Source organism: Paenarthrobacter sp. FR1, assembly GCF_051106045.1.
Taxonomy (GTDB): Bacteria; Actinomycetota; Actinomycetes; order Actinomycetales; family Micrococcaceae; genus Arthrobacter; species Arthrobacter nitroguajacolicus_A.
In genome coordinates this window covers 111139-132318 of sequence record NZ_JBPFSF010000011.1, presented here as the reverse complement: position 1 = coordinate 132318, position 21180 = coordinate 111139, and the positions used below count along the sequence as shown (strand labels likewise).

Annotated in this window: 27 protein-coding genes; 7 read left to right on the top strand and 20 right to left on the bottom strand. The window is 61.7% G+C overall.

The features are described 5' to 3' along the window. The first annotated feature begins 635 nt into the window (after positions 1-635). The gene (locus ACR30Z_RS19360) at positions 636-1052 is read left to right on the top strand and encodes a hypothetical protein (RefSeq protein WP_434374255.1); all 417 of its coding nucleotides are present in this window, start codon (positions 636-638) and stop codon (positions 1050-1052) included. Positions 1053-1112: 60 nt separating this feature from the next. On the opposite strand, the gene ACR30Z_RS19355 is transcribed toward ACR30Z_RS19360, so the two are convergent. From ACR30Z_RS19355 to ACR30Z_RS19330, 6 genes are all read right to left on the bottom strand, one after another. Beyond that, the gene (locus ACR30Z_RS19355; RefSeq protein ID WP_434374254.1) at positions 1113-1592 is read right to left on the bottom strand and encodes a hypothetical protein; all 480 of its coding nucleotides are present in this window, start codon (positions 1590-1592) and stop codon (positions 1113-1115) included. A gap of 13 nt (positions 1593-1605) precedes the next feature. Beyond that, positions 1606-1866, bottom strand: coding sequence for a chemotaxis protein (locus tag ACR30Z_RS19350; protein WP_069695501.1), 261 nt, complete (start codon positions 1864-1866; stop codon positions 1606-1608). Between the two features lie 40 nt (positions 1867-1906). Beyond that, the gene (locus ACR30Z_RS19345; protein ID WP_434374253.1) at positions 1907-2497 is read right to left on the bottom strand and encodes a thermonuclease family protein; all 591 of its coding nucleotides are present in this window, start codon (positions 2495-2497) and stop codon (positions 1907-1909) included. Further along, positions 2494-2754: a ParB family protein gene (locus ACR30Z_RS19340; RefSeq protein ID WP_434374252.1), complete on the bottom strand. Its 261-nt coding sequence runs from the start codon at positions 2752-2754 to the stop codon at positions 2494-2496. Before ACR30Z_RS19340 ends, ACR30Z_RS19345 begins: the two co-directional genes overlap by 4 nt. A 10-nt stretch (positions 2755-2764) precedes the next feature. Further along, positions 2765-3238, bottom strand: coding sequence for a hypothetical protein (locus ACR30Z_RS19335; protein ID WP_434374251.1), 474 nt, complete (start codon positions 3236-3238; stop codon positions 2765-2767). Positions 3239-3354: 116 nt separating this feature from the next. Next, positions 3355-3870: a single-stranded DNA-binding protein gene (locus ACR30Z_RS19330; RefSeq protein WP_434374250.1), complete on the bottom strand. Its 516-nt coding sequence runs from the start codon at positions 3868-3870 to the stop codon at positions 3355-3357. Positions 3871-4000: 130 nt separating this feature from the next. Here ACR30Z_RS19330 and ACR30Z_RS19325 point away from each other — a divergent pair, with 130 nt between their 5' ends. The 3 genes from ACR30Z_RS19325 to ACR30Z_RS19315 all read left to right on the top strand — a co-directional run bounded on the left by ACR30Z_RS19325 (position 4001) and on the right by ACR30Z_RS19315 (position 6997). Then, positions 4001-5059, top strand: a complete 1059-nt coding sequence (locus ACR30Z_RS19325) for a tyrosine-type recombinase/integrase (RefSeq protein WP_434374323.1) — start codon at positions 4001-4003, stop codon at positions 5057-5059. Positions 5060-5063: 4 nt separating this feature from the next. Then, the gene (locus tag ACR30Z_RS19320) at positions 5064-5381 is read left to right on the top strand and encodes a helix-turn-helix domain-containing protein (RefSeq protein ID WP_434374249.1); all 318 of its coding nucleotides are present in this window, start codon (positions 5064-5066) and stop codon (positions 5379-5381) included. Positions 5382-5779: 398 nt separating this feature from the next. Next, positions 5780-6997 (top strand): hypothetical protein, encoded by a 1218-nt coding sequence (locus tag ACR30Z_RS19315; RefSeq protein WP_434374248.1) that lies wholly within the window; start codon positions 5780-5782, stop codon positions 6995-6997. Positions 6998-7206: 209 nt separating this feature from the next. Here ACR30Z_RS19315 and ACR30Z_RS19310 read toward each other — a convergent pair whose 3' ends face one another. Both ACR30Z_RS19310 and ACR30Z_RS19305 read right to left on the bottom strand, forming a co-directional pair. Further along, on the bottom strand, positions 7207-8169 hold the full coding sequence (locus tag ACR30Z_RS19310) for a hypothetical protein (RefSeq protein WP_434374247.1): 963 nt from the start codon (positions 8167-8169) through the stop codon (positions 7207-7209). Then, positions 8166-8504 carry a PadR family transcriptional regulator gene (locus ACR30Z_RS19305; RefSeq protein WP_434374246.1) on the bottom strand — a complete coding sequence of 113 codons (339 nt, stop codon included), beginning with the start codon at positions 8502-8504 and terminating at the stop codon, positions 8166-8168. The genes ACR30Z_RS19310 and ACR30Z_RS19305 overlap by 4 nt, the downstream gene beginning before the upstream one ends. Positions 8505-8688: 184 nt before the next feature. Here ACR30Z_RS19305 and ACR30Z_RS19300 point away from each other — a divergent pair, with 184 nt between their 5' ends. Then, positions 8689-9288, top strand: coding sequence for a hypothetical protein (locus ACR30Z_RS19300; RefSeq protein WP_434374245.1), 600 nt, complete (start codon positions 8689-8691; stop codon positions 9286-9288). 28 nt (positions 9289-9316) lie between these two features. On the opposite strand, the gene ACR30Z_RS19295 is transcribed toward ACR30Z_RS19300, so the two are convergent. From ACR30Z_RS19295 to dprA, 7 genes are all read right to left on the bottom strand, one after another. After that, the gene (locus tag ACR30Z_RS19295; RefSeq protein WP_434374244.1) at positions 9317-9589 is read right to left on the bottom strand and encodes a ParB family protein; all 273 of its coding nucleotides are present in this window, start codon (positions 9587-9589) and stop codon (positions 9317-9319) included. Then, on the bottom strand, positions 9576-10358 hold the full coding sequence (locus ACR30Z_RS19290; RefSeq protein ID WP_434374243.1) for a single-stranded DNA-binding protein: 783 nt from the start codon (positions 10356-10358) through the stop codon (positions 9576-9578). The genes ACR30Z_RS19295 and ACR30Z_RS19290 overlap by 14 nt, the downstream gene beginning before the upstream one ends. A 5-nt stretch (positions 10359-10363) precedes the next feature. Beyond that, positions 10364-10639 carry a hypothetical protein gene (locus ACR30Z_RS19285; RefSeq protein WP_434374242.1) on the bottom strand — a complete coding sequence of 92 codons (276 nt, stop codon included), beginning with the start codon at positions 10637-10639 and terminating at the stop codon, positions 10364-10366. Then, on the bottom strand, positions 10636-10920 hold the full coding sequence (locus tag ACR30Z_RS19280) for a glutaredoxin family protein (protein ID WP_434374241.1): 285 nt from the start codon (positions 10918-10920) through the stop codon (positions 10636-10638). The genes ACR30Z_RS19285 and ACR30Z_RS19280 overlap by 4 nt, the downstream gene beginning before the upstream one ends. 752 nt (positions 10921-11672) lie before the next feature. Then, on the bottom strand, positions 11673-13013 hold the full coding sequence (locus tag ACR30Z_RS19275) for a ParB/RepB/Spo0J family partition protein (protein WP_434374240.1): 1341 nt from the start codon (positions 13011-13013) through the stop codon (positions 11673-11675). Between the two features lie 581 nt (positions 13014-13594). Continuing rightward, complete coding sequence (locus tag ACR30Z_RS19270) at positions 13595-13999, bottom strand: hypothetical protein (protein ID WP_434374239.1); 405 nt, start codon at positions 13997-13999, stop codon at positions 13595-13597. Between the two features lie 60 nt (positions 14000-14059). After that, on the bottom strand, positions 14060-14983 hold the full coding sequence (gene dprA / locus ACR30Z_RS19265) for a DNA-processing protein DprA (RefSeq protein ID WP_434374238.1): 924 nt from the start codon (positions 14981-14983) through the stop codon (positions 14060-14062). 420 nt (positions 14984-15403) lie between these two features. Here dprA and ACR30Z_RS19260 point away from each other — a divergent pair, with 420 nt between their 5' ends. Beyond that, entirely contained in the window at positions 15404-15631 is a 228-nt protein-coding gene (locus tag ACR30Z_RS19260) for a hypothetical protein (RefSeq protein WP_434374237.1), read from the top strand. Positions 15632-15713: 82 nt separating this feature from the next. On the opposite strand, the gene ACR30Z_RS19255 is transcribed toward ACR30Z_RS19260, so the two are convergent. The 5 genes from ACR30Z_RS19255 to ACR30Z_RS19235 all read right to left on the bottom strand — a co-directional run bounded on the left by ACR30Z_RS19255 (position 15714) and on the right by ACR30Z_RS19235 (position 18831). Then, the gene (locus tag ACR30Z_RS19255; RefSeq protein WP_434374236.1) at positions 15714-15863 is read right to left on the bottom strand and encodes a hypothetical protein; all 150 of its coding nucleotides are present in this window, start codon (positions 15861-15863) and stop codon (positions 15714-15716) included. Positions 15864-16042: 179 nt separating this feature from the next. Continuing rightward, complete coding sequence (locus ACR30Z_RS19250) at positions 16043-17029, bottom strand: DUF4192 family protein (protein WP_434374235.1); 987 nt, start codon at positions 17027-17029, stop codon at positions 16043-16045. Continuing rightward, entirely contained in the window at positions 17026-17457 is a 432-nt protein-coding gene (locus ACR30Z_RS19245) for a hypothetical protein (protein WP_434374234.1), read from the bottom strand. The genes ACR30Z_RS19250 and ACR30Z_RS19245 overlap by 4 nt, the downstream gene beginning before the upstream one ends. Positions 17458-18041: 584 nt before the next feature. Next, complete coding sequence (locus tag ACR30Z_RS19240; RefSeq protein WP_434374233.1) at positions 18042-18317, bottom strand: hypothetical protein; 276 nt, start codon at positions 18315-18317, stop codon at positions 18042-18044. 76 nt (positions 18318-18393) lie between these two features. After that, positions 18394-18831 carry a hypothetical protein gene (locus tag ACR30Z_RS19235; RefSeq protein WP_434374232.1) on the bottom strand — a complete coding sequence of 146 codons (438 nt, stop codon included), beginning with the start codon at positions 18829-18831 and terminating at the stop codon, positions 18394-18396. An 883-nt stretch (positions 18832-19714) separates the two neighbouring features. On the opposite strand from ACR30Z_RS19235, the gene ACR30Z_RS19230 reads away from it, so the two are divergent. Continuing rightward, positions 19715-20965, top strand: coding sequence for an IS30 family transposase (locus ACR30Z_RS19230; RefSeq protein ID WP_434374230.1), 1251 nt, complete (start codon positions 19715-19717; stop codon positions 20963-20965). The last annotated feature ends 215 nt before the right edge of the window (positions 20966-21180 follow it).

Sequence of the window (21180 nt, the reverse complement as noted above, 5' to 3'; positions counted from 1 at the left end):
AGGATCGATGGAAAATATCAAAACCGGGTAAGATCGGGCCATCAGTATTTTGATGCGNCCGGTTTTGATCTTTGGAATCGGCTGATGGGAGCTTGCGAGCGAGGATCGATGGAAAATATCAAAACCGGGTAAGATCGGGCCATCAGTATTTTGATGCGGTTCTGCACATGAGAATGGGCGGTGGGTAACACGCTTTTCCGTTATCCACGGTTCGTTCGATTGTGTTGAACCGCAGCCAGGCTTATCCCCTGGTGGTCAGATCTTACCCGGTTTTGATCTTTGGAATCGGCTGATGGGAGCTTGCGAGCGAGGATCGATGGAAAATATCAAAACCGGGTAAGATCGGGCCATCAGTATTTTGATGCGGTTCTGCACATGAGAATGGGCGGTGGGTAACACGCTTTTCCGTTATCCACGGTTCGTTCGATTGTGTTGAACCGCAGCCAGGCTTATCCCCTGGTGGTCAGCGGAGAGACCGCCCTTATCTCGGAGCTGTCCACGTGTGGACAAGCCTGGCATGGCCAGCCCGAGCGTCAGCGAGGACCGTTAAGGCGCGCGGCGCGTGCCTGGCCACCCGAACCGGCGCTAGCCGTTAGGTTCGTGTGAAGGACAACCTAGGGGGAGGGACCCACACCATGGCAACACCACGCAAGTCAGCGCAGCAGCAGGCTGCCCGCGAAAAGGCACTGGCCAAGGCCAAGGAACTGACAGAACGGCACGAGAAGTTGATTGAGCTGGCCGCGGATTTCTTCCAGCGTCAGGAACAAGCCGAGCTCGTCCGCGCCGATGCCAAGAAGAAGGCCGATGCTCTCCTGGCAAAAGCCGAAGAGGACGCACAGGACGCAGTCCGCGGTGCCGCAAGGACAGTTCGAGCCATGCTCGATTCCGGCGAACCGAAGTCCGGCGTCTCCGCGCGCCTGGGACTCAGCGCCGGTGAGTTGAAGCGGCTGCTCGACCTCCTCAGTGAGGACGAAAAGAAGTCATCCACGGAGAACAACAGTCCAGCAGCACCGGAAGCGGCCGACCGTGAGAGCCAAAACGCCGCTGTCTGAGGACGGATAGCTGATCACAGGGTGATGCCCCCGGCCTGCAGGCCGGGGGCATCACCCGTTCTAGAAGAGCGTCGGGGCGTCAGGATCGAGACCGGCCAGCAGCGCCCGCACCCGCTCCTCACGATCCCAGCCATGGTCGCGGACTTCATCACGCAGTGCCTTGGACCGTTCAGCGAACTGCCAGCGGGCCAGCCCGCGCCAGCGGAATCCTGAACCGTTCGTGTCACGTCCCTTGGCTTGACGATCGAGCATGTTGACTCTGGCATCGCCCACACTCAAATGCGTATCTGCCGTCGTCCTCGCGCGGACGCACAGCGGGATATCGCAGTGGTGCATCAGCGGACCGAATCCGTCCAGGTCGACGCCGTATGCCAGATGAAAGGCGAAGCGTTGCGGACGGACAGCCCGCGTTCGGCCGTTGCTGTTGAGAGTGAACCGGCCGTACCCGTCATCGGCCACAGCTCGAACCCACAGCCAGCAGTCGTTCTCCCGCGGCCCTTTAATGACCTTGGACCAGAACCGGGCCTCGTCGCCAGTCATGAGCGCGTCAGGTTCACCAGCGGCGCCAGCGGCGTTCGAGCCGGTTAGCGGCGACGAAGAAGGCAACCATAAACACCGCCGGCGGCACTGCCTGAAGCAGACTCTGACCGAGCCAAGCCACCACGGCCGTGATCAACGCAATGACCCCGGCCGCCTTGCAGAGGAAGATCAGGATCCCCTGACCGGCGGCCACCGGGTGCGTGAGGGCGTAGATGATCCAGCCGCCCAGGGCGACAGCTGCGAACGTTGCGAAGAAGATCAGAACGACGGCCATGATGTTCCCCTAACAAGTCTCTGGCGTGTTTCCGGTGATCTCAGCAGGCCCATCGGCCCACCCCATTCTTTCTGGCCTCGTCGGCAGCAGTGGTGAAGTCCTTGCTGTACGCGAAGGACTTGCCGTAGCCGGAAGCTTCGGCGTGCCCTTGTTCAAGGATGGTGCGGTTGGCCAGGGTGCCGTCGGTGGTCCAGACGTAGGCAAGAAGCCGGTCGTACTTGTCGCGCACTCCTTGGGCGGGATCCGCTGCCAGGAACACTTGCTGTCCGTCCAGGAGTGAGTGCAGGTAGGTGGACGCTTCCGGTCCGCCGCACTCCACCGGTGCGTCTTCTTTGACGCTTTCCGGGGCGTTGATGCCAACAAGCCTGACGCGCGTGCTGGTGCCGTTGCAGCTGATCCGGATCGTGTCCCCGTCGACAACTTTCTCCACCGTGTACGGGCCGCTGGCTGTGGCCTGAAGTGCCGGCGGCCGCGCCGCCGTACCCGTAGCGTCGCAGGGCACCTCGTGCAGCGGTGCCGGGCTACCGGCAGGAACGATTTGCGGGCCTCCCTGGGCCGTGCAGCCGGTGAGGGCAAGAACGGCCAGAACGCTGCCGAGCAGCAGCCGGCCCCTGTACTGGCTGGCGGTCATGGGTGGTCCTCCTTTGCTGCTGTTTCGGCGCGCGTTCGTCGCCCTGGTCGGAGTTCCCCGGCTTCAACATCCGGCCATTTCCGGCCGTCGTTGTACTTGCGCTGCAACCGTCGCAGCTCCCGGCGTGCAGCTGCTTCAACGAAGTCCGTAATGGACACATACCCTTCGAGCTTGCCGACTTCCTGGACCGCTGCCCGGATCTGGTTCAGGTCATCGTCTGTGAAGTAGGGATTCTTCTTGGCGGTCTGCCTTTTCATCACAGATCCCTTAGGTGATGCCTGCGGGAAGAATGCTCGAAGTCAACCAAGGCTCGTCTGCGCCCGCGGTGGTCATGACGATGATCCATTCCCCGGCATCGGTGCCAATCCTGACCCTGACTTGATTCCCTATTCCGTGTGGGGAACGCTCCAAGTCGGCCGCGCGCACGGTCACCGGGTTCAAGTCTGGGGGATCAATATCCTCGGCTTCCTGGGCGAAGGTCGTTGTTACCAAAGGTGTGAGCTCGCGAAGCCATATTCCCTTCGACGTGGATCGGCCGGAGAACTTATCTAGTGCGTCGACCGCTGCGTTCGCCGCGTTTTCCTCGAGCTGCGAATTGACTGGCACATCCATGAACATGGGCCCTGTTGATTCACGAGATAGGGGTGCAGGTGTGCAGCCAGCAAGTGAGAGAACAAGCGCTGAAGCAAGGACCACCGTGGTCATCGTTGTTAGCGAGAAGCTGGAGGACGTGTTCTTCACGGCTAGCGCCCCCGCTCGGACACTAGGTCATGGTTCTCAGTCATGATCGGATCCTTTGCTTGAACAGTGAGGGGTATCGGGGCCAGGGTAGTGGCCGGCCCCGTCACCACAGGTGTTTAGAACGGGGGTTCGGAGTCGGGGCCGTTGCCCCAGGAGGAGCCAGCGTTGGCTGACGGGTTCGAGGCCCAGGGGTCGTCCTGCTGGGCGGGTTGTGCGCTGCTAGGCTGGTTGCCGAAACCTCCGCCGTTTCCTGCGCCCTGGTTGGTGCGCTGGGTGCGGTTCACTTTCGCGTTCGCGTAACGCAAGCTCGGACCGATCTCGTCTACCTCAAGCTCTATAACGGTGCGCTTTTCGCCCTCTTTGGTCTCGTAGGACCGGGACTTCAGCCTGCCGGAAACGATGACGCGAGTGCCCTTGGTCAGGGACTCGGCGACGTTCTCAGCTGCTTCCCGCCACACACTCGCACGGAGGAAAAGCGTCTCCCCGTCCTTCCACTCGTTCGATTGACGGTCGAAGGTCCTGGGCGTTGAAGCGATCGTGAAATTCGCTACCGCCGAACCCGATGTCGCAACTGCCGTGGGTTCGTTTTGCACGCCCTCCCCCAAACAGTGGCTGATTGTCTTCAACGGCATGGCCCCGGCCCCTATGGTCTCGTAATGAAATTTCTTCAGGATTTCTGAAGGATATACAGTTTCTCTGACATTATTTCGTTCTGACCGAAGTGAGGCACCCGTGGTTCAGCTTGCGGTCGTTCGCCCCGCCATGGCCAGGGGCTCCAGGTCTCCTCAGGAACTGGATGATTTCGAGCAAGAGCTTGTGGATCAGTTCGCACTGGCCGCGGCAGCTACTGGAATCAGCGATGAGCACATAACGCAAGGGCGATCGGTGATCTTCGCGTTTTTGAGGCATCTGGGTGATTACCTTTGGACTGCCCAACCCGGTGATGTCGACCGATTCCTGAACCACGAACGAAAAACTAAGGGGCTGGCCAAGAGCACGGTGCACGGAAAGGCCGGCACGCTCGCACGTCTCTTCGACTTCCTCATCAGTCGATACCAAGGCGAAATCCACGAAGTCACAGGACACGTGCTGGTGCAGCCCGTTGACGAATTCAACCGGCCAGCCAAAGCCGACTACGGCGGAATGATCCGGGTTCCACCCTCCGCTTTGGAAGTAGATGCGCTGTTTGGGGGCTGGCGACAAGCGTTACCGGAAGCCCGCAAGTATTTGCCGGCCGCGAGAGACTATCTCGTGGCATCCCTCTGGCGGCGCGTTGGTCTGAGGATAAACGAAACGGTCATGCTCGATATCCGTGACTGGCGCCCCGACCTGGGCGAACAGGGGAAGCTGCATGTCCGCTTCGGCAAGGGCAGCATGGGCCGCGGACCCAAACCCCGGATGGTGCCAGCCATCAACGGCGTCGAGGCACTGATGCACTGGTGGCTGACCGATGTGCGCCACCAATTCGGAGACGACTGGAAAGATCCCGATGCTCCCCTGTTCCCAAGCGAACGCCGTGACCCGGACCTCGGACGGAACCGCAGAGCGGGCGACGACACCCTGCGGACCGGCTTCACCAACGCAGTCAGTCTCTGGCTTCCGGACTGGGAAGGAAAGCTTACCCCTCATGGAATGCGACACTTTTGCGCCTCGTCGATGTACGAGCGAGGAATGGACCTCAAAGCCATCCAGGACCTCCTCGGGCACGAATGGCTGTCCACCACGACCCGCTACATCCATGTCCACGATAACCATGTTGAAGCTGCCTGGGCTGTGGCGAACGAACGCATCGCGCAGCGATGGGGAACCGGAAAGAGGTGAACGAATGCGCTGGAATCTGCGTATGAAAGCCGCCGAACGCGGTGTCTGGAAGTCAACAGAACTGCGACGCAGGCTGGCTGAGGCAGGGCTTGAGATCAGCGCGGGGAAAATGTCCGCACTGTGGACCGGAACCCCGACCTCAATCCGGCTGGATGACCTCGAAATCATCTGCCATGTGCTTGACTGCGAACCTAACGAGCTGCTGATCAGGGAGCCGGAAGCGGTAGCTGCCCGCAGGCCGCCGAAAGAAAAACTCGCCGCCGTGGGCGGCGAAGTCATCACTCCCCGCCTCGGCCGGAACCGCACTATGCCGCCAGCGTGAGCGCGCCGAGGACATGTCCTGAATGCGGCGTGCGCCCGGTAGCAACAGCGCGTGATTCCTCCTGTTATGAGTGCATGCCGGGCGGGCCGTTCGCACCGCCACCGTGCCGCAGGTGTGGTTCAAAAGAGCTGTACTTCTCCGCTGGTCTCTGCCGACGATGTCACCGGTTTGCGCCGCAGGTTATCGACAGTTGTATTGACTGCTTGGGCTGGGGTGTCACCCGTCATACCAGCTGGATTTGCGAGGGATGTAGAGGGTGGCGCCGTCGCTTCAAGACGGTAGCCCCCTGCTTGTCGTGCCAAGATGAAAAGGCCTTGAGCCAGGAGGGGTTCTGTCGCCTTTGTTGGCGCAATTCGGTCGGCGCCCGCCCACACGGAACGGGACCAAGCGTTCCCGACATGAATCAACATGGCCAGCAATTGCACTTCGTGGGAATGGTCTGGCGGCAGCGCCGGGTCGCTCGCAGGCCTGAGCCTGACACGCGGCCATGGAAGCACCGACCCTACCCTGTGGCGCACGAACAACTGACACTCATGCAGATGCCCCGGGACATCTCGCGCGCCCGCACACAACCGCCCGACCCGAATTTTGCCCGCCTTCTGGAGGACACTGCAAAGGAACACGGACTTAGGCACGGATGGAGCAAAACACGAACCACTACGACCCGCCAAGGACTCCGGATCCTGGCCTGCATCCAAGACACCCCCGGCGCTCCCATCAAGGCAAGCGACGTCGAACTCCTGAACCCGGCCGCTTTCAACCGTCAGCCCATCCTGGATGTACTGAGGGCGTCGGGACTACTGCAGGATGACCGGCTGCCATCAATTGTGGCGTGGTTCAGCAGAAAGGTTGCCAGCCTTCCAGAGGCCATGGCCACCGAGTTTGAGATCTGGTTCAACGTTTTGCTCCACGGCAGCACGAAAGTTCCACGAGCAAGGGCCAAGGCATATGCCACAATCAAAGCCCGGGTCCGTTCCGCTGTCCCCGCTGCTGCGCTCTGGGCAGCCAGTGGCCGTGCATCCCTCCGTGAAATAACACGCGAGGACATCGATTCTGCCCTGCCTGATCAGGGCAGCGAAAGGGCGTTGACCGGAACAGCACTGCGTTCCCTATTTCGCACCCTCAAAGCAAGACGGGTCGTTTTCGTGAACCCGACAACGCATACCAAGACAGGACGTCCGGAATCTCGCATTCCGATGCCCATCGACGAAGCCCCGATGCTCGCCGCACTCGGCTCCGACAGCCCAGCTAGGGCTGCGTTGGCTACGCTGATCGGCTACCACGCCCTTCGAAGCGATGAAGTCCGCGCATTGCAGCTCACAGCTGTTCGCGACGGCAAGATCCACCTCCCGGACCGAAAAATCCCTTTGGCACCTGAGGTGCGTAATAGCCTCTCTGCTTGGTTGGACTACCGCACTAGAAAATGGCCCAAACCATCAACCCTCACTTGTTCATCAGCAAGCAGAGCGCGGTTCGAACTACCCAAGTCAGCAACGTGTGGGTCCTTGAAAACCTGGGCCTGTCACCTCAGGCACTTCGCGAAGACCGGATCCTTTACGAGGCCCGAACAACAAAAGACCTGCGCAGACTGTGTGACCTCTTCGGCCTTAGCGTAAAGGGCGCGGAACGCTACCTCACTGCAGTTACCGAATCTGAAGTCCTCCCGCCACGGGGCGCAAAGTGAGGCTATCACTAGCCTTATGCCCCCCGTGACACATCTGATTGCCGGCCTCGGCTGAGTGATCCCCATTAGAGAGGCTTAGGACTGCGTCAAGCCTGCTCTGGTCGGCCAGGCATCCAACCGATGAGTCCTAATGGTGTGCGATCAGCGCTGCCCCTTCCGTTCGAATACCTGGCTTTGACGGACTTGCCAGGCTACAAAAATCCCCGCGGTCAGGCATGCCCCGGCAATTGCTCCCCAGAGCGGGTTGGGTATGTAGAGGACGAAGAGAGCTTTGATGGGAAGGGGCAGCAAAGCAAGGGCGAGCAGCACAGCGACGGGCCGCAACCGTCCTTCGATCCCCCATGCCAGGAGCCCGGCCACCAGCAGCGAACCTCCTGCGATAGACAGGATCTCAGCACACATGACAACCCCACCAGGGTAGAAGGACTTTTGAGCTCCACCTCCCTGCAGGAAACTTGTGAGACCAAGAACTAAAGCTCCCAACGGCGCGCCGATCATCAGCACACGCCGAAGTGTCGGCGTATGCGTGGGGTCACCAATAAGGCCCAAGATCGATCCGCCAATGAAGACCCCAAGTACGGGCCAACCTACGTGAACCACACCACCAAGCGCAGATGACACCATTGGCGTAGCCATCGCTGTGAGGATTGAAAGGCCTAGGAGGATTCGTCGCAGACCGCCCAGACCTAGGACCGCGGCTCCAAACGCGGCCATGACCAGCACGTACGTCAATGCAGCTGGTGTCGTGAACAGGCCGAAAAGCCCCGGGCTCGGCGCAAAGCTGTTGAACCGGAACCACCGGCCAAGCTCCCCCAAGACCAGCATGATGGCGGCGAAAGCCGCAGTAACTGTCAAAGCCATGCACGACACTTTGTCCCGCGCAGTCACAGGCATGTTGCCGAGGAGGCGTTCGCATCGCGTGGTGAGACCGGCCCCGACTAGGTTGAACAATTCCGACGTTGTCGCGACGGTGCGGCGCTCCTGATCGGCGGCGTCCATGAGGACTCCCACCATTTCCTCTCCGTTGCGCTTGCGCCAGCTGCCCGGGTAGGCCAACAACGCCCGTCGATAAGTGGACTCCAAAGATGACAATGTTTCGCTCATGCCAGGCCTCCAGCCGGTCGGAGTTGAAGACTTGCTTTGGCCAGACGAACATTCGCGTCCAGCCTCTTCACTTCCTGATGGAGTTCCTCGGCTCCGGCATCTGTCAGGTCGTAGTAACGGCGGAGCCTGCTCTCCACGACTTCTTCGCGGACCACGATAACGAGCCCTTCTTCCCGCAACCGGTCCAAAGAGGCATACAGAGTTCCCGGCTGCAGGGCCACGCGGCCCTCCGAGAGTCTCTTGGTCTCGGCGAGAAGTGCGTATCCGTGCTGCGGCCCTTGAGCCAGAACGGACAGCACCATGAACGTTGGTTCTCTCATCTCTCGTTTACTCATGCAATGAATATATTCAGATGATCTGAGCATTGGGGTCAGGCGGCGAAGGCGTGTCGGCCGTGAGGCGTCTTATTGACCTTGGAACGCTTCCAGCTGGTTAGGTGGCTCTCGAGCGACTCAAGCCTGACCCACTCCCGCGCCTGAATGGGCAATTTCTGTCAGTGGCGAAAAGTACGATGCAAGCATGAATGAATCAAATACTGAACGACTTACCCAGCTTGAGGCAGAAGCGGAATCGCTTGAAAGTTCGCTTTTGACCAAGGCCAATTCTTGGGCTCTTACTCAAGAGGCCTTCGTCCAAGATTTCCTCCGGACCGAGGCCCGCCTGACGGCTACCAACCAACCAGAAATCACAGCGAACCTTTCCGCGGAGATACCCGCACTGAAGGCCGAGATCGAGGAAATCTGCCGTCAGGTGGCAGCCACCTTTGCCAATTGGCGGGAGTCAGCGGACATAGAGACAGCAACGGCTTTAGCAAAGGACCCAAGGAAGACCTTCCTCGAACTCACCCGGCCGGCCCACGATGCTTTCGGCGATAGCTTCACCCGGCGCGGCTATGATCCTGGGACCACCTCCCGCGATTGGCCTGGGCAGACCACTTCCGAGTGGTTCTTCTACATACCCAAGACCGGCACCGCCAGGAACCCTTACATGGATTATGAACACAACTCAGCGCACGAACTGTCGGAGCTCTGGAACTCGTGGTCCTCGATTTCATACGCACTTAGGACAACAAAGGAAAAGATTCTTCGAGATCAGGCCGCCCACCTCTGGGACGCGTAAGAGCCGCTGCACGATTTTGTGTGCGGGCTCAATTTATCCGATCTTCGTGACGAGCGGTCTCTTCCCTTGTCCGGCGGCCTGGCCGTAGTTGTCCTGACGGTACTCCGGGCCATTTCCTGCCATTGTTGTACTTGCGCTGCAACCTTCGAAGTTCCCTCCTAATGGCAGCTTCAACGAAGTCATTGGCTGAGGCGTAACCCTCCTCGAAACCGACCGCCTTCAATACGGCACGGATCTGTTCGGCGTCATCTTTTGTCAGCTTGGCACTGATGGAGCTGTCATCCCGCTTAGCCCGCAGCATGGGACCCTTCCGTCTGCGGGTATGGGACACTTCGGCCAGCTCGCTGATTACGGCTAACTTTGGCTTCGGCATAGCGAAGGCTGGCGCCGATTTCATCGACTTCCAGTTCGATGACGGTGCGCTTTTCGCCTTCCCTTGTCTCGTAGGAGCGGGACTTCAGCCGTCCTGTGACAATGACTCTGGAACCCTTGGACAGCGAGGCTGCGACGTTCCCTGCCATTTCCCGCCACGCACTCGCGCGGAGGAACAAAGTGTCACCGTCCGTCCATTCGTTCGAGGCGGAATCGAAGGTACGGGGCGTCGAGGCGATAGTGAAGTTTGCGACCGGAGTGCCGTCAGTTTTCCCGAACTCACGGGAAACTGGGGTGAACCGCAACTCGGGGTCCGATGTCAGGTTTCCAATGACAGTAATGGTGGTTTCGCCGGCCATGATGATTCCTTTTCCTCGTGCGCTGTTGGTGTTCTCGGTGTGTGTGCTGGTTTCGTTCTGAGGTTCGGTCCCACCCGGTTTGTCATGGGTGAGGTCGTTGGGTTGGTGCTGGTCTGCGGTGTGTTCGTCCCAGAGCCCGCCCTCCCCTATCGGGGCCCTGCTGATCGCGGCAAGGTAGCGGTCATCGTCAGCGCTGTACGGGTTGGCGTAGTAGCCGGCGTATGGGTCCTGCTGGTCGGGGTAGATCCTGCCGCTGGGGTTGGTTTCCCGGAACAGGTCCACCTCCAACGGGATCCGCGGGCTGATTTTGAACCCGTCCACAGGGTGCGGGGTGGTCATGGTCCTCACCCGAGTTCGGTGATGCGGAGGCTTGCCCGGTAGGCGAGCTGTTCGGCCATCAAGTCGCGGGTGTTGAGCTCGTACCGTGATTCGGCCTCCTCGTCGTAGAAGACGGTGGAGGCGTCGTAGAAGCGTGCCTCGGGCAGTGTCGCCGGGGAGTTCAGGAACGCGAACCCGTACGCCACGGCCTGCAGTTCCGGGTCGGTACGCAGCTCCGTAGGGACAGCAAGCTGGTCCAGGATCGCAGTGATGGTCTCGGCGGGGATGGGTATGGCGTTCATGATGCCTCCTTGCGGCTTGCGGTCGTGTGGGTCATGGCGGCGTGGACGAGCTTGTCGCGGCGCAGTCCGGACCAGTGGTCCTGGTCATCGGAGTTGTTCACGATGACGGGTGCCTGGGAGTAGCCAAGCTCTGCGGTGATGTACTCCAGCGCTGCCGGCACTTCGGTGATGTCCACGGGTGTGTAGGTGATGCCTTTGGAGTCGAAGTACTCCATGGTGCGGTCGCAGTTCGGGCAACCGGGCTTGGTGTAGACCGTGTAATCGGTGATTGAGGAAGTCATTTTCAGTCCTGCGTTTCGTATCAGTTTTAGTTAGGTTCGTCTGGCTGACTTGCTACTACTATTCTAGCTTTTATCCAATCGGATTTAAAGGCTTTTCCCCTTATTTCTAGAGGTTTTTGACGTGTTCTTGGTAGTGATTTTCTGGTGATTTGGACGTCTGGTGAGTTTGGGAAGATCGCGGGTAGTAGCCCGTCGGTACTCCCCCGGCTTCATTAGGAGCTGCCCTGGGTGTGAGGTTCTTGTGCCTGCGTCCGGTGCTTCTGCTTGTCACAGTGCGTGGTCCCGGCTGAGAGCAACTGTTCCGCTGCAGGTGGGGGCCGGCGGCGGATTGTCTTGTCCCATGGGGAAGCTTCCCGGTTTTGCTGTTTAAACAAAACAGGACCGGCGCGGGCCGGTCCTGTTTCGCTCTCCTCGGACAAAGGAAATCTGTGGTTCAGTTTAGCGGACTCCTCCGGTGTTCCCCGGCTGGTTTTCGTTTAGAGTGCGGCGCGCAGTGCGAGATGAGCCTATCGGTGGCCTCTGAAAAAACTTCTCGGTGGTGAGTCGATCGAGTAGCCAGGTAGCCGGGGCTGCGCGGCTTTTGGTGGGTGTGTGCCTGGTGGCGCCCAATGGCGGTCCGTCGCTGGTGATTGGCTGCTGTGGTTCGCCCTGGGCGGCGGACCGCCCGACATTTGGGAGGTTCCCGGCCCTGCTCGTGGTGAGTGGCCGGGGGGCCTTGCCGGGCGGTGGGGGTTCCGCCCGGCAAGGGGTTCTTATGCCGCTTTTTCTTCGGCGGGTTTGCCGCTGTCGATGATGATCTGCTCAACCTCGCTCGGGGTGTAACCCCAGAGGATCAACTGGTTCAGGTAGTCCCGGTGGCTTTGGAACGGGGACCGCCATGAGTCCTTGGCGATGGTCTTTTCGTATCCGGCGCAGACCAGCGCGATCAGGGAGAACTCGGGCCGGGCCGTGGACTTGGCCACGTGATCCTTCAGCGGGTTCCATCCCCATGACTTCTGCCCGTCGATCTTGGCGCTGACCATTTCGGCTGCAACTTCTCCGTCGTAAGTCCGGGGGACGTCGGTGTGGTGCGTGATCGCGTGGACGGTGAAGTACTGCCAGCCCTTCGGTGCCTGCTTCTTGGCCAGCAGGGATTTCACGAATTCCCGGCGCACGGTCGTGGCCGATTCCATGGCTTTGTTGTTGGCGATCAGGGTTTTCCGCTCGGCCTTCTGTTCCTCGGTCATCGGCCCCTTGTTGGCTGATGAAGAGTGGTAGTTGTACCGCTCGGTGAAGCCAAGTTCCTTCCACCCGACGATCACCGGGACGGTGGAGAACTCACCCCGGTAGTCCTGACTGATGTAGACGGCGTTCGCGTCGTCCTCGGTGGCCGGTTCCCCATCGGCCCGCTTCAGGGACGTGACACTGGCGGTTTCTTCATCGTCGTAACCGGGCCTTTCAACGATGGTTTTCCCGGTAGATGCGACTTCCGCGGTGTACGCGGCGACGGCGGCAGCACGTTCGCGTTCGTCCCGGAGTTGTTGCGCGACGTGGAGCAGCTGGTCGGGTTCGTCTTGGATGACCGATTCCAACTCGGCCGTGGCTTCTTCGTCCCCTTCAAACTCGGCCATCACGAGGGCTTCCTCGATGGTGAGTCCCTTGCCCAGGGCGGCGGTTCCGGCCTCGGATGCTTTGGCCTTCAAAGCGCCTTCAACGGCGGCCTTTTTCCGTCCGGTTTTCTTCGCGATCGCTGCCGCTGAAACGCCGATCAGGGACAGCTGGTGGTAGGCGTCGGCTTCGTCGGCCTCTGTCATCGCGGTGCGCTGGATGTTCTCCACCACCTGCGAGACGATCCGCTCCGCGTCCTCTGCGGATGCGGTGATCATCACCGGGATCAGGGGGCGTTGGGCCTCGACAGCTCCAAGAGTACGGCGCTGGCCCATCCGCACATGGACGGTGCCGTCCTCGTTGCGGTGGGCGATGACCGGTTCAATGACGCCGTGTTCTTTGATGCTGGCGATGAACTCCGGGGTCAGGGCTGCGTCTTTGCGGACGTTGATGTCCACGATAAGGGTCGCGGGGTCGAGCATTTCCAGCGTGGGTGCTGCGTTCATGGTGTTTGTCCTTCTTGTCCGAGAAGTTGGGTGGGTGGGGCGACCAATGGTGACCGGCCAGCTCCCCCCTCTCCCCCCGTTGTTTTTTGGTTGCTGGCAAGCTTGCTTGCTTGGCGGCCAGCGGAGCCCTGTCTACCCGCAGGGCAAGGGGCAGGAAATTCCCGGAAGGAAATAAGCGACGAAGGAGCGCCGCAGGGAAATTCCTGCACCGCAGGCCCCGACTGCTTTTGGAGGGGCTAGACGGGGTGGAGTGGACGCCTACAATCCGGAGGACAGCAACCAGAAAACGTCGTAGACAAGCAGGTGATGACGGGCAGGAGCTCTGCGACGGACCGGCAGCACCCAACAGCCGGCCACGGAGCTTGCGGAGTGGACGCCTAAAAGGGTGCGAGCCCTGCGAGCATGCTTTCCCTGCACCCGCCGAACCTCTCCAGGGAAGAACCGGAACCGGTTCGCCGCACGCACCAGGTGCGTGGTCCCGGACCGTCGCGGGAACGGCGGTCCGTCGCCGGCAACCACCCACCCAGGCGACCACCTGCGGCGGACCGCCCGCCCACATGAGGCGAACGGCCCACCAGCGCCTATGCGCCGCTGTCGGTCCTTGCCGGGATCGGGTGGGTGTTGAATCTACGGAAGTTGGCGGCGATTTCACGGGCGATGTCCGCCATCGGTGTTCCCGGCGTGATGGTCTTCTCTTCGTCGGCGGAGAACTCCACCGGTTCGCCGTCGTCGTCGTAATGGTCCGGGCCGTAGTACAGCTCAGCCGTGGTGAACCGGGATTCCAGTGGGTTCTTCCAGCTGAATGATCCGGGGCCGATCGTGAAGGTGTGGCTGCCTTCGCTCTGCAGGAAAAAGGTGGCGGTGCCTCCGCCGGTTTGTTCGACCTGAAGTTCCAGGCCTTCGGCTTTCATCGCGTCCACCAGTTCCCGGGCAGGAAACCATTCGAGGTCGTCAGTGGTCTGTTGTGTTTCGGGGCTTTCAGTCATGGTCATTTCTCCTTTACGAACGGGGCGGTGGCCGGGAGGTTGTCCCGGCCACCGGTTGGACTAGCTGGCGAGTAGTTCGGCTACTTCGTCGGCGTCGGACACGAGCGCTGCCGTGCCCTCTTTCAGGAGCCGGTGGCAGCCTGCCGAGTTCGCGCTGTGCACGCTTCCGGGTACTGCCGCGACGTGCCGGGCGATGGTTTCGGCGTGGTGCGCGGTGTTCAGCGCACCGGAGCGCCACCGTGCTTCGACGACACAGGTCACTCCGGCCAGAGCGGCGATGATCCGGTTCCGGTCCAGGAAGCGTGCCCGCGTGGGTGCGGTACCGATGGGCTGTTCGGAGACGATCAGGCCGGTGGTTTTGATCGCGGCCGCGAGGTCCGCGTTACCGGACGGGTAAACCCGGTCAAGGCCGCCAGCTGCGACGGCGATCGTCGCCGGTCCGGTCCCGGTGCTGCCAGCAAGTGCGCCACGGTGGGCGTGAGCATCGATACCGTAGGCAAGACCGGAGATGACACAGATGCCACGCCGGGCCAGTCCGTGGGCCATTTCGGCGGTGACGGCAGCACCGTAGCTGGTGGAATCACGGGATCCGGTCAGCGCGGCTGCCCGGTGCGGGGCCGGGATTCCCTGGGCGATGTTCCCGACGTACCAGAGTCCATAGGGCGGGTTGGGCAGGTCGTCCAACCCCTCGGGCCAGTGCTCATCCCCTGGGAGCAGGAACCCGCCACCAAGGCGTTCGACGACCTTCAGCTCATCCTCGATTTTGTCGGTGTCGAGGTCGCGGGGTGCCGGTGCCCAGCGGTCCAGCCCTTGAGAAAGTTCATCAGCGGTGACGTCCCAGAACGGAAACAGGGGCCGGGCACGGAGGGCCATGCGGTAGGCGGGGTGTGCGCCGTGACGGGCTACGAGCTTACGGGCTACGTCATCGCCCGGGGTGAACATGCGGGTCAGGGCTGCGCGTGCAATGCGGTTTTCGTCGTTCATGGTGTTGCTCCTTCTTGTCCGAGAAGTTGGGTGGGTGGGGCGACCAATGGTGACTGGCCAGCTTCCCCTCTCCCCCGTTGGGTTTTTTGTTGCTGGCACGTAGTGCTCTACGGGGCCGACGGAGGCGTCTGCTCCCGCCAGGGCAAGGTGCTGGAAATCTTCGAAAGGAAATAAGCGAAGCGCCGTCGAAGAATTCCAGTGCCGCAGGGGCCCTGAGGAACGAAGGGGTCAGCAGTTGGAGCCGGAGCGGAACCGTATGATCCGCAGGACAGCCACAAAAAACGTCGTAGACAAACAGGACCGGGCACGGCGGAGCTCTGCGACGTCGGGGCCGGGCCCAACAGCCGGCCACGGAGCTTGCGGAGTGGACGTCCAAAAGGGTGCGAGCCCTGCGAGCATGCTCCTGCGTAGGGTGTGGGTATGACTGATCCGGCATCACGGCCCGGACCCGGCCGGGCTCATCGTGGTCTGAGGTGGTTCCGCTTCCTGGCGGTGCTGTTCACCGTGGCCGCCGCTGCCTGCCTTGTGCTGGTGGCCATTGATCTGTTCATTGGCCGGCCCGCGGCAGGGGATCTGTTTATCGCCGGGATAAACGCCCTGGCCGCCGTGGTGTTGTGGCGCTTTGTGGTCAAACACGTAGGTACATGACGAAGGGCCGGCCTTGTGGCCGGCCCTTCTGGTTTCCCCGGACAAAGGAAATCTGTGGTGCAGCGTCGTTGCTGCAGTGGCGTTAGAGCTTGTGGTGTTCCTGGGTGTGCGTGAAATCGACCGGCCCCAGTGGTTCGCCGGCGGTGAGCAGCTGCAGCTCGATGAGGTCTTCGAGGACGCTGGCGTCCGGTGCTGGTTTGTCGTCCTCGGGCAGGATGTATTCGGTTCCCATGCGGCTCTCCCAGGTGCAGTGTTCTCGTTGAGGTCACTGTAGCCGCCGATCCTCCGCGTTGGCTGGGCTGACGCTGCGCCCGCGCAGCGTCATGGCGGCCGGGGGAGCGCCAGCGGAGGAGGCCGCCCCGCTACTGAACGGCCGGGCGGGACCATTGCTGATCCTGCCCGGCCGTCACGCTAGCTGATGGGACGTGTGTAGGCGGTCTCCGGGTTCTTGGCCACCTCTGCGATGTGCACGACAGCTACGAGCTCTTCGCGCAGAAGAACTGCCAGCCGGTAGTGAGGTACGTCCTCGACCGCCAGTTTCAGGTAGCGCTCTGCGTGCGTTCCGGAACCCTTGAGCCACTGCAGCCAGCCCATCAGGGTCAGCATCGGCGCGCGCTGGCCTTCGGGAACAACCTTCATCAGTTCGAAAGCGAGGACTTCGGCGCGGTCCACGCGCTTCCAGTCCGGGCGGCCGTCGAACTTGCCCCGCAGCAGGTCAAGCATGCTGCCGTTCTTCGTAGTAATGGTCTCGGCCATAAGCATGTCTCGCAGGTGCGGGACCTGGAACCAAGCCGCCAGCTTCCGGGCGGTCTCCTTCTCCGGCGTGCCGGGTGTCTGCAACGCAGCGTCCCATTCCTGTTGCGCCTGCCCGACGGCTTCCTCCGTGAGCACGGGCACCTGTACCGGCTCAACCCATTTGCCCAGCAATGACGGGTTGTAGACGTCCACGGTCCCGGCGCTTCCCATGAAAGTCAGGGTGGCGTTGGCGTTGCTGTCGGTGATCTGTTCCAACGGGTTCCGCTCGGTGGTGCCGTAAGCGGCCCAGTAGGTGCTGGTGACCACATAAACCTTGCGGACGGGCATCCGTGCGGTGGCCAGTTCGTTCCCCAGGGCGGCGACGTGCGCGGCGTAAGGGAACCGGTCATCAGTGCTGGTTTCGTCGGTGTAGACGACGAGGTAACAGGCCGTGGCGGAATCGTCCTGTGCCGCGAGGCTGGTCACCGTTTGGGCGAAGCCCAGCGGGGCCGCATCCATGGGTGCATCCACGCGCAACGTGGCGCCAAGGGCTCCTGCCGTAGCGGTGAGCACGACGAAGGCGTCCGTCGGGGTGCCTCCGAGCAGGTGCGGGATGTAGGCCAGCAGGTCAGCGGGTCCGGTCAGAGTGAGCTTTTCCATCATGATGTTCTGTCCTTCTTGTCCGAGAAGTTGGGTGGTGGGTGGTGGCCGCGAACGTCTGGTTCCCGGCCACCCGGGGCGGCTAGGCCGCTGGCTGGATCAGACGCGTATCGAACAGTGCCTGCCCGGCGGATCAGGTAGTCCGGGACGTCGGTGTCGTGGTTCAGTCCCGCCCTGCCCAGGAACACGGCGTTTCCCGTGACCGGCAGGTCAAGGCCGGTCTCGTGGAGCAGCTGCACCGCGCGGACGTTTGAGGCTCCGGTGGTTTGCGTTTCCGCGTTCAGGTAGACCTGCCAGTCACCTCGGGCGATGCATTCCAGTCCGCCGCCGACGATGATCTGAAGGCTCGCGTGCCGCGCGTCGAGGCTGTGGACGGTGACGCTTTCGCTCAGCCGTGCCGGGACGTACAGCGCTATCAGGTGGTTCAGCATGGTGTTTGTCCTTCTTGTCCGAGAAGTTGGGTGGGTGGGGCGACCAATGGTGACCGGCCAGCTCCCCCCTCTCCCCCCGTTGTTTTTTGGTTGCTGGCAAGCTTGCTTGCTTGGCGGCCAGCGGAGCCCTGTCTACCCGCAGGGCAAGGGGCAGGAAATTCCCGGAAGGAAATAAGCGACGAAGGAGCGCCGCAGGGAAATTCCTGCACCGCAGGCCCCGACTGCTTTTGGAGGGGCTAGACGGGGTGGAGTGGACGCCTACAATCCGGAGGACAGCAACCAGAAAACGTCGTAGACAAGCAGGTGATGACGGGCAGGAGCTCTGCGACGGACCGGCAGCACCCAACAGCCGGCCACGGAGCTTGCGGAGTGGACGCCTAAAAGGGTGCGAGCCCTGCGAGCATGCTTTCCCTGCACCCGCCGAACCTCTCCAGGGAAGAACCGGAACCGGTTCGCCGCACGCACCAGGTGCGTGGTCCCGGACCGTCGCGGGAACGGCGGTCCGTCGCCGGCAACCACCCACCCAGGCGACTACCTGCGGCGGACCGCCCGCCCACATGAGGCGAACGGCCCACCAGCGCCTGTTAGAGGAAGGTGGGGCGGTGTTCTGAGGCGAATAGGACGGCTACGGCTTCGTTGTGCCAGTCCAGTGCCGCGTATTGCCGGGTGGTGTCCAGTTCGGCGGGGTTCACGCGGGCCTCGGTGTTGACGGCTTCGGCCATGCCGCGGATGTGCGCGGCGAGGTCTGCGGCGGAGTCGGTGCTGTAGGCCACGGGGGACTTCTCCACGATCGCGGCGAGGGTTTCGAGGAAGACCACGGCTTGGGCGGGGCTGTTGGCGATGGTGCGGTTTTCGGCCATTGTTCTAGGTCCTTTGCTTTGGGATTGGGGCCTTGCCGGGCGGTGGGGGTTCCGCCCGGCAAGGAGTTGAGGGGTGTTAGGCGGCCGCTGCCGGTTGGAACGTGGGCGGGATCCGGTAGCGGCTGGGAAGCTCTGCGGCGGCTTCGGGCAGGTCTTCCGGGCCGTGGGCTTGTCCGTTCTTCCAGTGGAAGAACGCCTGTTCACTGATCGCGTCCCAGTACCGGGCCTTGGTCCGGTAGAACGTCGTTTTCACGTCGCCCTCGCAGTAGGTGGCCATGCCGAACAGGTTGCCGATTTCATCCGCTGTGCGGATCCCGGCGACCATGACGTAGGGCCACTGGCCCAAGTCCCAGCCCTCGGAACCCCACGCGGGGATCACGGCCCAGCCGTGCTCTGAGATGAGCCCCACCCAGTCGTAGCCGTCATTCATGTGGTAGTCGCCCAGCACGGTGACGCCGTCGATGGTTTCGCCGGTGTCCTCGGTGGTCACCGTCGTGGTGGTGATTGCATCCATGTGGTGTTTGTCCTTCTTGTCCGAGAAGTTGGGTGGGTGGGGCGACCAATGGTGACCGGCCAGCGCCCCCTCTCCCCCCGTTGTTTTTTGGCTGCTGGCGAAGCTTGCGGAGCTGTGGCCGACGGAGGCCTGTCTACCCGCAGGGCAAGGGGCAGGGAATTCCCGGAGGAAATAAGCGACGCAGGAGCGCCGGAGGGACATTTCCTGCACCGCAGGCCCCGACGTAGGAGGGGCTAGACGGGGTGGAGCGGACACGTACAATCCGAAGGACAGCAGCCAAAAAACGTCGTAGACACAAAAGGGCCAGGGTCTCCGGAGCTCTGCGACGGCGCGCCCTGGACCCAACAGCCGGCCATGGAGCGAAGCGGAATGGGCGCCCCAAGGGGTGCGAGCTCTGCGAGCATGCTTGTTCCCTGAGGCTTGTCAGGCTGGGTTGGTACGGTAGGCATGTCGATGGGCAGCTGCGGATCGTCGGCCGCTCGACGGTGCTCTCAACCCGGATAGGGCGTGAGCTGGGCCGCCAGCTACGACCGGCGCAGCCCGGGCACCCGTGGCCCGAAGAGATCACCGAAACCTCGCTGAACAGGTTCAGCAAGGACAAAGGGACAGTACGGCTGACGCTGGTCGAACCGTTAGTGGTGGAGATCGCGTCCGACGTCGCATGGACAGGCAAGTCCTACCGCCACCCAATCAAACTGCTCCGCACCAGACCCGAGCTCGACCCCGCCGACGTCGAACTGCCACCGCACCTCAGAAACCCTATAACCCTTCCCGTCGCGGTGGACGGGTTGTGCCACTGGGGGCAGGTGGAGCCCTCCGCACAGCTCAGAGCTGGGCGGTTTCTAACCAACGTCGCAACACCTACTGAAAGTGGTGTTGTTTCATGCGGAGTTCGACGCGCCGATCGCGGAGAATGGGGCCTCCTGGCTTGGTTGAGAAGCGGCCCTTGTATGTTCAGCTCATGAAAGAAGGGCACTCCAACCGGGCAGCATGCAAGATTCTGGGGATCCACATCAACACGGGCCAACGCTGGCTGAACGGGCGCAACGGGGTGGAGGAGTTGGTTCAGCAAGGCTTGGATCCGCGACCCCGTAAGTCCGTCCCTACGACAGCTGTATCAAGCCGCTACTTGTCAGAAGATGAACGCATCTTTATCGCGGACCGGTTGCTCGTTCGGGCAAGCCTGCGTTCTATAGCCCGTGAACTCGGTCGGTCAGCATCAACTATCAGTAGGGAGCTGGCTCGAAATCGACCGGATTCCCGCAGATATCATCCGTTTCGCGCGCAGAAGTTGGCTGAAAGGAGACGTCCGAGACCGCGTCTTACCAAACTGGCTGCCGACGATGAGCTGCGGGGTTACATTGTGGAGTGCTTATCGAAGCGATGGAGCCCCCAGCAGGTCTGCAACGCGCTGAGGTCCCGGTTCCCGGGCGAAGGGCGCAGGCACTTGGTCCACGAAACGATTTATCGGGCCCTCTACCAGTTAAGTATCCGTCCTGTTCCGGCCGGTCCTGCTCGTCTGTTGCGTTCTGGGAAGCTCAGCCGACGGCCAAGGGCGCGGACCAAAGTTAAGCCACGTCAGTACATCGCAGATGCGTTGAAGATAGGTGATCGCCCAAACCATGTTGCCAATAGAGAGGAGCCCGGCCATTGGGAGGGTGATCTCATCATGGGCAGGGCGAATCGATCTGCCATTGTCACGCTGGTAGAGCGGACGTCGCGCTTCCTGATTGCGTTTCCGCTCCGGTCGGGAAATCGTTCAGAGAATATGCGGGACCAGCTCATCGAAGCTCTCGGGGTGTTACCGGCCAACATGCGTAGGACGTTGACTTGGGACCGGGGCTCGGAGATGGCAAAGCATGCAGAAGTCACTGCAGCGTTGGGCATACTTGTATATTTCTGTGATCCCGCGAGTCCATGGCAGCGGGCCTCGAACGAGAACGCGAACGGACTGCTGCGCCAGTACTTCCTGAAAGGAGCCGACCTGGGCCTGTTAGAAGCGGGAGAGGTTTTCCTCGTCGCCGATGAGATCAACAGCAGGCCACGGGCTGTCCTCGATTGGGGAACGGCGACGGCATGTTTCGGTCGTCATGTTAGTGCTGCGACTGAACAGCCACGGAACCAACGGTGCTAAGACGGCTTTGCCGCGCGGTGGGTGTCCTCATGACGCCCGGAAGCAGCGAATCGAGAGAGGGAATGTCGTCCGGATCCCTTCCATGGCGTGTGGGGTGATGAGAAAATAGGGCATGCTTCAGAGCAGACCGTCGGTTGAGGGGCCGTGGGGAGCAACTCCTTCTCTCTTCGATCAGCAGGAAGTTGTTCTGCCGTTCCTGCAGCTCATACCGGCTC